This is a genomic window from Cupriavidus sp. 22TCCZM04-2, assembly GCF_057798895.1.
In genome coordinates, this window is record NZ_JBYOJS010000021.1 from 96107 (window position 1) to 106444 (window position 10338).

General features: G+C 62.1%; 6 protein-coding genes. 2 read left to right on the forward strand and 4 right to left on the reverse strand.

All coding sequences use genetic code 11. The features are described 5' to 3' along the window. Positions 1 to 12 precede the first annotated feature (12 nt). The 4 genes from AC3FKG_RS25100 to AC3FKG_RS25115 form a co-directional block, all read right to left on the reverse strand. Entirely contained in the window at positions 13 to 1524 is a 1512-nt protein-coding gene (locus tag AC3FKG_RS25100) for a class I adenylate-forming enzyme family protein (RefSeq protein ID WP_488744420.1), read from the reverse strand. Between the two features lie 79 nt (positions 1525 to 1603). Beyond that, positions 1604 to 2776 (reverse strand): acyl-CoA dehydrogenase family protein, encoded by a 1173-nt coding sequence (locus tag AC3FKG_RS25105; protein WP_488744413.1) that lies wholly within the window; start codon positions 2774 to 2776, stop codon positions 1604 to 1606. An 80-nt stretch (positions 2777 to 2856) separates the two neighbouring features. Beyond that, positions 2857 to 3930, reverse strand: coding sequence for a Bug family tripartite tricarboxylate transporter substrate binding protein (locus AC3FKG_RS25110; RefSeq protein WP_488744414.1), 1074 nt, complete (start codon positions 3928 to 3930; stop codon positions 2857 to 2859). A gap of 129 nt (positions 3931 to 4059) precedes the next feature. After that, complete coding sequence (locus tag AC3FKG_RS25115) at positions 4060 to 5571, reverse strand: aldehyde dehydrogenase family protein (RefSeq protein WP_488744415.1); 1512 nt, start codon at positions 5569 to 5571, stop codon at positions 4060 to 4062. A gap of 652 nt (positions 5572 to 6223) precedes the next feature. Between AC3FKG_RS25115 and AC3FKG_RS25120 the strand changes: the two genes are divergently transcribed. Both AC3FKG_RS25120 and AC3FKG_RS25125 read left to right on the forward strand, forming a co-directional pair. Continuing rightward, positions 6224 to 9139: a chemotaxis protein CheB gene (locus tag AC3FKG_RS25120; protein WP_488744416.1), complete on the forward strand. Its 2916-nt coding sequence runs from the start codon at positions 6224 to 6226 to the stop codon at positions 9137 to 9139. A 573-nt stretch (positions 9140 to 9712) separates the two neighbouring features. Beyond that, positions 9713 to 10338: amino acid permease (locus AC3FKG_RS25125; protein ID WP_488744417.1), on the forward strand; the 626-nt coding region annotated here is incomplete at its 3' end.

The window sequence follows — 10338 nt, forward strand, 5'->3', positions numbered from 1 at the left end:
GCAACAGCCAGGTCATCCCTGCGCCATTGCATCGAGGTGGGCAAGTAGATTTCGTTTGAGCAACTTGCCGGTGTCGGTCATCGGCAAGGAGGGCAACACGCGAAACAGTGCCGGTTGCTTGTAGGGGGCCAGTTGCTCGCGCAGGTAGCCGCGCAGTACTTGCTCATCAAAGCCCACGCCGTCGCGGAGCTCGAGGAAGGCGATCACCTTCTCGTTCCCATCAGGCTCTCGCTGCCCGACGACCGCCGAGCGCTGCACGCTGGGATGCTGATTGAGCACAGCTTCGACTTCTGCCGGATATACGTTGAAGCCGGAGCGGATGATCAGCTCCTTCGTTCGGCCGACGATGAACAGCGCGCCGTCCTCGCCCAGCCGCCCAAGGTCACCGGTGGCATACCAGCCGCCGGGACGGAACGCCTGCCGGGTAGCCTCGGGATCTCGAAAGTAGCCGGGCGTCAAATACGGGCCGGCAAGCCAGATCTCCCCGGTCTCTCCTGTCGCTACATCGCGATGGCCGGCGTCCACGATGCGCATGGACATGCCTTCCAGTAGATAGCCAGCGGCGGTGTCCTGGCGCCGCACGTTGCTCGTGGTGGCGCAGCCGACCGGCGATTCCGAACTCGCATAACCGTGGTGCAGCGGCAGGCCGAAACAAGCCTCCACGCGCTCCTTCAGCGCGAGATCGAGCGGACTGCTCCCTGTGTAGAGGTAGCGCAGATGCGGCGCTGATGGCCGGGCGATGCCATGGCTCTCGAGGTGGGCAAGGAGGCGTGAGTACAGCGCCGGCGGACCTTGCAGTTGACTGACCCGATGGTGGGCGAGTGCGTCGAGCACGTCGGCGGCTGAGAAGGTCTGCCGCAGGACCAATGTTGCGCCCGAATGGAGCGACGAGGCCAGCACGGCGGCGAGGCCAAAGATATGGGTCATCGGCACGAACAGGCACAAGCGATCGTCGCGCCCGAGGCCGCGGGATTTGCAGGAGACGCGCGCGGCATGCAGCACGGCCGCGTGAGTCACCATGACGCCCTTGGGCCTGCCGGTGGTGCCGGAGGTGGAGATGATTGCCGCGACGCGTTCGGCTTCGCTGCCCTGTTCGGCGACCGCCTCAAGGTTCACGTCGCTGTGCATGAGTCCGTCGAGCGTCGATGAACGGGCGTGGTGGCGCCGGGCATGGGTCATTGCCACCGCGGAGACCCCCGTGGTGAAGTAGGCCAGCCGCGCATCGACCAATTGCGCAAAAGCGTCGACTTCGCCGGCGGCCATGCGGGCATTGACTCCGCAGGACCAGGCGCCGACGCGGCTGCAAGCGAGCAGCAAGGCGATATGCTCGGTGCAGTTTTCCGTCACGATTACCACCCGATCGCCGGAGCGCACGCCCAGGGCGAGCAGTTCCGCCTCCAGGGCGCTGGCCATGGCGCCGACCTCGGCATAGGTCACAGTGCGATCGGGCAGATGGATGAATTCGCGGTCGGGCTCACTCGCGAGCCACGGCTCGAGGAGTTCGTGGATGCGGCTTGGATTCATCAAGGGTTCTCCAGAAGGAAACAGATTCGGGCGCGATGCCTTGCCTGGATCGGCAATGCGCCCTGGCGGACCAGCGCCATCAGCCGAACACATTCAATGCATGCCGCGCGATGGCAATCTTGAGAACGTCGGTCGGTCCATCGGTGATCAACATGCTGCGCTGATCACGCCAGAATTTCTCGATCGGCAGTTCGGTCGAGAGCCCGATGCCGCCGTGGAGTTGCATGCATCGATCCGCAGCTTCAAAGGACTTGCTGTCACCGAAGTTCTTCACCATGTAGGCTTCCGTGCGAATGTCCTCGCCGCGATCGTGTTTCCACGCTGCGTGCCTGACCATCAGTTCGAGCTGATGCCACTCCAGGTAGGAATCGGCAATCGACCATTGCACGCCTTGCCGTTCAGCAAGCGGCTTGCCGAAGGTCACCCGCTCGTTCGCGTAGCCCGCGGCCAGCTCGAGACAGCGCTCCATCACCCCGCAGGCCTTGGCGCCGTGACGCACGCGAAGTACGGTGAGCACTTTCTGTGCGTGCTTGAAGCCTTCACCTTCGGCGCCGATGCGATTTTCCACCGGCACTCTGACATCGTCGAAGGCGATTTCCCAAGGCGTGTCGTCGACCAGCATCTTCTGTGCGCGCAGCAGTTTGACCCCGGGAGCTTTCATGTCGACGATGAAGGCGGAGATCCCCCCGTGCGAGCCCTTTGTGCGGTCGGTCGCGGCCATCAGTTGCGCATAATCGGCATCAGCCGCGCCGGTGATGAAGCGCTTGAAACCGTTGATCACGTAATGATCGCCGTCGCGCACGGCGGTGGTCTTCATGCCGCCGGGGTCAGAACCCGCATCGGGCTCGGTCTGGGCAAAGCACCATTTCAATTCGCCGCGCAGTGTCGGCAAGAGAAAGCGCTCCTTTTGCGCAGGGTCGAGTTCATAGAGCACGGGGTACACGGTCGCGCCGAACGGATTGATCGCCCGTACCGGCAGGGCCACCGTGCGGGCGAGTTCCGACCACACGACGGTTTTGGCGAGCAAGCCAAAGCCCAGTCCGCCGTATTCGACGGGCACGTCGAACTTGTCAAGTCCCAGCTCTTTCCCGAACGCCTCGACGCGGGTACGCAGTTCGGGAATCAGCTTGTCGTCCTTGCGCGCTGTGAGTTCGGCCGGGATGAGCTCCTGATTCACAAAGCGGCGCAGCGAATCCTTCAGCATGCGCAGTTCTTCCGGTAACGCAAAATTCATTATTTCGTCTCCGTCCATACCCATTTCTTTTTTGGCGCCCCCGCGTGCGCGCATGCCGACGGCATATACGCGGCTGTCATTGGCCGCGCGCGCAGCGCTCAGCGCGATGAATTCGACTGGATGTACTGGTTGAAGAAGGTCTCCATCCCCGGCGGCGACCTTTTCAGTTCCACAATGACGCGCTCTCCGTCGGCACCAAGGACGAAATGCGCCGGCGCCAGCGCCGCCTTTTCGTACTGCGCCATGAATTGCGGATCCTTCGCCATCCTTTCCACTGCGCTACGCAGTTCAGCGACGGCGGCGTCGGGGGCATTGGGCGGCATGAAGATCACGCGCGCCATGCGCGAGATGCTGTTCAGGAACTGCAGCGCTTCCCACTTCGCACCGCCAGGGTTCACATTGGCGCCGTGGATTTCGCGATAGAGCTCCAGGAAGGTAGGCACATCGGGAAGATGGGGACTGCGGTTGCCATCGCCGCGCTCGAACTGGAAGAGCGGAATCGCCAGACCCCTGCCCACCAAGCTGTTTTTGGCAAAGGAGTTGTAGCCGGGCAAGGAATTGCTGACCAACTGGATGTCGCCCTGGAGCATCGCCACTTCGGCCTCGCGCGTCCCCTTGTAGCCGGTGATGGTCCGGTATTTGGCGCCTAGCAGGTCAAGGGCCAGACTCTGGCGCAACGCCGACCAGTCCGAACCATTCGAAAGTACCGCGGCACGAAACGGATTGACGTGGGCAATGTCGGCAGGCTTGGCGATGCCCGGGGCGGTGTCACGCCGAATGTAAAGCAGGTTGGTCTGCTCCATGCCGGCAATGAACTTGAAGTCGTTGAATTGGACCCGCAAGTTCGGATGATGCAGGATCTGCTGCATCGGGTCCCAGGTAAAGAAGCCGATGTTGAACTTATTGGTCTCGGAGACGTCGCCGAGTTGGTTGACGCCGATCATGCCGCCGGCGCCGGATACATTGCGAACGACGACCGCGCTGGTGCCTTTCAGAAAGCGCGGCAGATGTTGCGCAAAAACGCGCCCCTCCAGGTCGGTGGGGCCGCCCACCGGGAAATTGACAATCACGTTGACCACGCGGCCGGCAAATTCCTGCGCATGGGCAACACCCGTTCCAGAGAGCATCGCCAGGACGCAGGCAATGCTGCGAAGCTTAGACATCAGACGCATTTCTTAAACTCCTGATAGCCGACATGAAGTGAGTCGCGACGCCGGTAGCTCCGCTGATCGAGTCTGCGGGCGTCGCAGGCACAACGAATCGCTTGGCGCGATCCAGCTCCTGTCCGTTTCGCGGTCAAGTCACGAACGGCCTACCCGTGTCGTCGGCGTGGCGGCGGTCTGGACCCACACGCTCTTCGTCTGCGTGTATTCGTACAGCGCCTCGACGCCGCTCGTGCGCCCGTAGCCGCTGTTCTTGTAGCCGCCAAATGGCGAGGCAACATGCACGGAGCGGTAGCCGTTGATCCAGAATGTGCCGGCGTCCACCTGGGCCGCCACACGGTGCGCGCGGGCAACGTCATTGGTCCACACTGCACCGGCCAGGCCGAATTCGCTGTCATTGGCGATCGCGATCGCTTCCTCCTCCGTGTCGAACGGAATCGCGGCGATCACGGGTCCGAAGATCTCGGTGCGGGCGACTTGCATCGAGTTCGAGACGCCGGCGAACAGCGTCGGCTTGACGTAATAGCCGCCCGACTCGAAATCCGTGGTGCCGGCCGCGAGCTGGGCGCCTTCTGCGACGCCCGCGACGATCATCCGCTTGATGTGCTCGTACTGGCCGCGGTTGCTGATCGGCCCAATCTCCGTCGACGATTCGAGCGGATGCCCGATGCGCAGCCGGCGCGCGCCCTCTGCCACCTTGTCGACCAGTTCGTCGTAGATTCGGCGCTGCACAAGCAGGCGCGATCCGGCGGTGCAGCTCTGGCCCGTGCCCGAGTAAACGGCTGCCTGGGCGCCAATTGCGGCCATGTCGAGGTTTGCGTCTTCGAAGACGATATTCGCGGACTTGCCGCCGAGTTCAAGGATGCACGGGATCAGGTGCCGCGCAGCAGATTCGGCGATCTTTGCGCCCGTTGCGGGCGAGCCGATGAAGACGACCTTACGCACGATGCTGTTCGCGATGGCTGTCTGGGCTGTCGTGTGACCGTAGCCGGCCAGCACATTGACCAACCCGGCGGGCAGGCCGGCCTGTTCAGCCAGCGCGGCAACCGCCAGCGACGTGAACGGCGTCAGCTCCGACGGCTTGAGCAGCGCTGCATTGCCGACGGCGATGGTCGGCGCGACTTGCCAGCCGAACGACAGGATGGGGATATTCCACGGCGTGACATGGAGGATGGTCCCGTAAGGCTCGCGGCGCGTGTAGTTGAGGTGGGTGGTCGGCACGGCGATGACGTCGCCGTGGAACTTGTCAGCCCAGCCCGCGTAGAACTCGAACATCTCGGCCACCATCTCGGCCTCGCGTCGGCTGTCGCGGATCGGCTTGCCGGTCGAGATCGATTCGAGGCGGGCCAAGGCTTCGCCGTGCTCCCTGATTTTGGCGGCCACCGCGAACAGCGTGCGCCCACGCACGGCGTGGGTCATGCCCCACCAGATTTTCTGCGCCTCGTGCGCGGCCGCGCAGGCCAGCGCGGCCACGTCGGCACCGGCGTCGCGATAGGTGACGCTCCTCTCTCCGGTCGCAGGGTCGAACAACTGGATCTCGTCGCCGGTGCCCGGGATCAGCATCCCGCCCACATACGAACCGATGTCCTTGGCACCTGGAAAGAATTCGGCAAAGGCCGCCACCAGGAATCCTGCTTTCGATTGCTCCATCGTGAATGCTCCAGTCAGTGGTGTTCGTCCGGGTCAGTATGGTTGGACGGTGGAGGCTGTTCAATGGCACACGATCAGCAATCGTGTTCTGAAAAAGAGAACAGCATTTCGTTGCGCCATCTACTTGTCGGCCGAAGCGGTAAGACGTGGCTTCAATGGAGCACGGTACCGAGCGAGCCGGCGAATCGCTTCCCTACACATGTCTGCTGCTTTGCATTTCATGACAGGCCCGCCTCCGCGAACCCCGCCCTCCTGCAATCAATGCGATGCATGATGGCCTGTCGGCCGATGCATGGCCTGAGCCTCCGGCCCCTACGCAGCCCGACCGAATTTAGCCGCAACTTCGGTATGGCGTGGGGCATGGGCGTGGCTGGATAGATCGTGCTGGAAGCGCTTACCGCGGGAGAGATTGCGCCGGTTTCCCTTCAGGTGCGGTCCATCGCTGCACCGGGTCCTGGCCGAACCGAGCTGCCGGTAGGGACCCCGCGCTTCTCAAGTTTCGCGACAACGCCCTGTTGCTTATCATAAAGATGGCAGGCCTGGGCAAGTGATGACTTGGCCAGGCGAATATGCGCTCAAACGACCATCCTGTTCTCCGGGGGGCTGAGCAGCCGCTCTCGGGTCGAATAGCGGCAATGGGAGGTGAACTGCAATGAGTCACGCTATCGCTGTTCACACGCCTGACAGCAATGTGCCTATCGTAGCGGTCGGTGCATCGGCGGGTGGTATCGGTGCGCTACAGACCCTGTTTGCCTCCTTTACTGGCACACCGCCTTACGCGATGGTCGTGTTGCAGCACTTGCCACCCGCTCATACCAATCGCCTGGCGGATGTGCTGCGTAAATGGACAAAGATTCCCGTGATCGAAGCGCGGGATGATGCGCGTCCCTCGCCTGGATACATCTATATCCCGTCACCTGACAGCATCCTGACGCTGGAGGAGGGGGTTTTCCGCACACGGCCGGCACAAGGCGGCGCTCGCCGCCCGGGCATCGATATGATCGATGCATTCCTTGAAAGCGTCGCGGCGCAGGGCCGTCCGCGGGCGGTTGCGGTGATACTTTCTGGCATGGGCATGGATGGTACTGCGGGCGCGGTAAGTCTCCGGCAGGCCGGCGGCATCGTCATCGTCCAGGATCCCCTGACGGCGCAGCATGACGCCATGCCCATGGCAGTGATTCGGCGACGCATTCACGATCATGTGTTGCCCGTCACTGCTATGGCGGGGCAGTTGCTTGCCTGCTTTGAAGAGGGATACACACGACCGGCTGCCTCGGAACTCTGGGAATCCACGGTTGCCAGAACGCTCGATCGGATCCTGGCACTGATTCGCCGCGAAGTTGGTTTTGATCTCAGCGGCTATCGGCCGTCGCCATTGCTATGGCGTATCCAGCAACGTATGGACGTGCGGCTCGTCTATTCCTTTGAGGACTACGCCTGGCTCGTCGAGGACGACCCCATCGAGCTTGAGGCATTGGTCCGTGGCCTGCCCATTCATGTCACGGAGTTCTTTCGTGACGCTGAAGCCTGGAGCGCTTTGAAGCATGACATGCTCGAGCCGATGGTGAAAGAGAACGACGGTACGCCGCTGAGACTCTGGACAACTGCTTGCTCGACTGGCGAAGAAGCTTACTCGTTGGCGATACTGCTGGACGAAATCGTCCAGGAAAGCGGACACGCAGTCGATTACCAGATATTCGCGACCGACGCGGCGCCAGAAGCGGTCGCCATGGCGAGCCACGGTGGCTTCAGGGCTGAGTCCTTCGCCAAAATGGACCCGGGTCGGGTCTCTCGCTATTTCTATGCGGTAGATGGTCGCTATCGCATCAAACGCTTCGTGCGCGAACGCATGGTGTTCGCCGTCCAGGACGTGATATCGGACCCGCCTATCGCCGGGGTCGATGTCGTGACCTGCCGCAACCTTTTGATTTATCTGGAACCTGCCACCACCAAGGACGTGCTGCGCACACTCAACAGCGCTTTACGTATCGGAGGCGGCCTCTTCGTCGGGGCGAGCGAAGCGTATCCGGTGGATAGCGTTGGCTTCGTGCCAGTCTCGAGAAGGTGGAATATCCACAGGAAAGTGGACGACATTGGAGAGGGCAAGCGCAGCCTGGCGCCAAGCAGCGCCAGCATTGCAAGGTCAACGGTTCGCACGGCGGCGCAGTCGCCTCATCTTCCGGCGGTACTGATTGACGAACAATGCAATCTTCTACGCCTGTATGGAGATACGGCGGGAATTTTGAGTTTTCCCGCTGGGGAGCCGACCCTGAATCTTCTGCGGCTTGTAAGCCGTGCCTGCGCAGCGGAGCTCAGGATCGCGGTCCAAAGGGCGTTGGCTTGCGCACAACCGCAGGCGTTCCTGGGTATGTTCGAGATGGCAGGCAAGACTGCCTCTGTCAGGGTCAGCGTGACCCCCCTGGAACCCTCAACCGACGGAAGGCTGAACCGATTGCTGGTCTCGTTCAGTACCGAGGATGCGGTCGGCAATGATGTGGATCCGCTCGCAGCCAGCAAGGAGCTTTGCGATATCCATGGTCAAAGGATGGATTGGGAAGAGGACCTGCGCATTTCTCGCGAAGAGCTGGAGGCCTCGCGCGAAGAACTGCAAGCGCTTAACGAAGAGCTGAAGGCCGCAAACGCGGATCTGAACGCCAGCAACCAGGACCTCAACGACGCGAATTCCGATCTGAAGGCGAGAGTCGCCGAAATCAGGATGCAAAGCGATGTGCTGTCTTCGGGCGCTGTCATGACGGTCTTTCTTGATCGGGACCTGAAGGTGCGCTGGTTCACGCCGGCCATCTCCGAGGCCATACCGCTCATGCCGAATGATGTTGGCCGAAGCGTTTCCGACCTGCGCCGGTCGTTTCGCGATGACGTCTTCATTTCGGATATTCGGGCCGTTCTGGCAACAGGAATCCAAAGCGATGCCATCGTCGGACGAGGCCAGGATCGCTGGCTTCTGAGGCGCATCTATCCTCATCGCTCATCCGAGGGCGTCATACTAGGCGTAGCTATCACGTTCGCCGATGTCACGGACCGAACACGCGCCGAACACGGGCTCCAACGCAGCAAGATCTGGCTTTCTGCACAAAAGGAAGCATTTCAGTCGGCCATGAACGGCGACTCGCTGGAATGCTCGCTTGGCATCCTCATCCAGAGTCTGCTGGACCAGGCGGAAGATCGTCGACGGTGCGCGTTCTACATCGCCCGGGGTGATACGTTGCACCATGTAGCCGGTATGCCGGCTGACTACGCGAAATGCGTGGACGGATTCCTGATTTCGCCTGAATCGCTGGCATGCGGTCTCGCCGTTGCCACGGGTACCCCAGTCATTACGCGTGATGTACTCGACGAACCCCGGTGGCAGCCATGGACATGGTTGGCAGACCAGTTCCACTACCGCGGCTGCTGGTCCTTCCCCGTGGAGACCTCCGCAGGCAACCTGGTGGGTTCACTGGCGATGTACTTCGAACAGCCGCGGGAACCGTCGGAGATCGACATCGAGCTGGCGGCGGCATTCACCCAAACCGCAGGAATTATTATTTCGCGGCATGCGTCAAGTTGAAGAATCATGCTTCCCCGGCGGCAGTGCGCCTTGGACACGGGGTATCACCATGGACAGGATTGCTTGCGTGGCGCTGCCGGACATTGCGTCGAGGCAGGCATTGCAACAATCCGCGGCCTCGTCTGACGCCTGATGCGTCGGCGCGCGCCCATCCTTCCGCTATTCGTTTTCAAGATATCAGGTGTTGGATTTCTTGATTTTACGATGGCGCGGGCGCTTTCTACACTGCTCCGAACAAAAGAAGCATACGGAGACAGACAGCGTGAATACCTCACTTTCGCCGCCTGGCGCGAAGCCCTGGCCGCGGGCAGCCTCTACCATCCCCACACGCTCGACAATGTCCGCGTCCACGTGAGCGGCCCCCCGGTGCTACTGCGACCACCTTTGCTGCAATAGGCGGAGCGCCGGGCAATTCCAACAGATAACGGGGCCGGCGCGCGACCAGCGTGCCGGCAAGCCGTGCGGCCTACCCGGCAGCACGCTGTCCCGATGCCATCGCGCCCGCATGACCCGCCGCCAGCTCCGGCGCGGGCCCATGCGATCGCTGCGGCAGCACATAGAGGAGACACCTGTATGAGCTTGTTCCGAACCAAGAACATAGATGCCATGCTGGCGGACAGCCACGCTGGCGGCCTGAAGAAAGTGCTTGGGCCGATCGATCTCGTGATGATGGGCATCGGCGCCATCATCGGCACCGGCATCTTCGTGCTGACCGGCACCGGCGCGCTGACCGCCGGCCCGGCGCTGACGGTGTCTTTCGTCATCGCGGCCATGGCCTGCGGCTTCGCCGCGCTTTGCTATGCCGAGTTTGCTTCCGCCATCCCGGTGTCGGGATCGATCTATACCTACAGCTATGCCACGCTGGGCGAGATCATCGCCTGGATGATCGGCTGGGACCTTCTGCTCGAATACGGCCTGGCCACCTCGGCGGTGTCGGTGGGCTGGTCTGGCTATTTTCAGTCGCTCGTCGCCGGCTTCGGCCTGAAGCTGCCGGTGGCACTCACGGCCGCGCCAGGCGCGGTGCCCGGTGTCGAGACCATGGTCAACCTGCCGGCCATGCTGATCATGCTGGCGATCACCTGGGTGGTGTCGTACGGCGTGAAGGAATCGACGCGGCTGAACAATGTGATGGTGGCGATCAAGATCAGCGTGGTGCTGCTGTTCATCGCCGTGGGCGTGTGGCACGTGAAACCGGCGAA

Coding starts and splice junctions, on each gene's coding strand:
- AC3FKG_RS25120 (WP_488744416.1), top strand. CDS start 6,224: ATGAGTCACGCTATCGCTGTTCACACGCCTGACAGCAATGTGCCTATC.
- AC3FKG_RS25115 (WP_488744415.1), bottom strand. CDS start 5,571: ATGGAGCAATCGAAAGCAGGATTCCTGGTGGCGGCCTTTGCCGAATTC.
- AC3FKG_RS25105 (WP_488744413.1), bottom strand. CDS start 2,776: ATGGACGGAGACGAAATAATGAATTTTGCGTTACCGGAAGAACTGCGC.
- AC3FKG_RS25110 (WP_488744414.1), bottom strand. CDS start 3,930: ATGCGTCTGATGTCTAAGCTTCGCAGCATTGCCTGCGTCCTGGCGATG.
- AC3FKG_RS25100 (WP_488744420.1), bottom strand. CDS start 1,524: ATGAATCCAAGCCGCATCCACGAACTCCTCGAGCCGTGGCTCGCGAGT.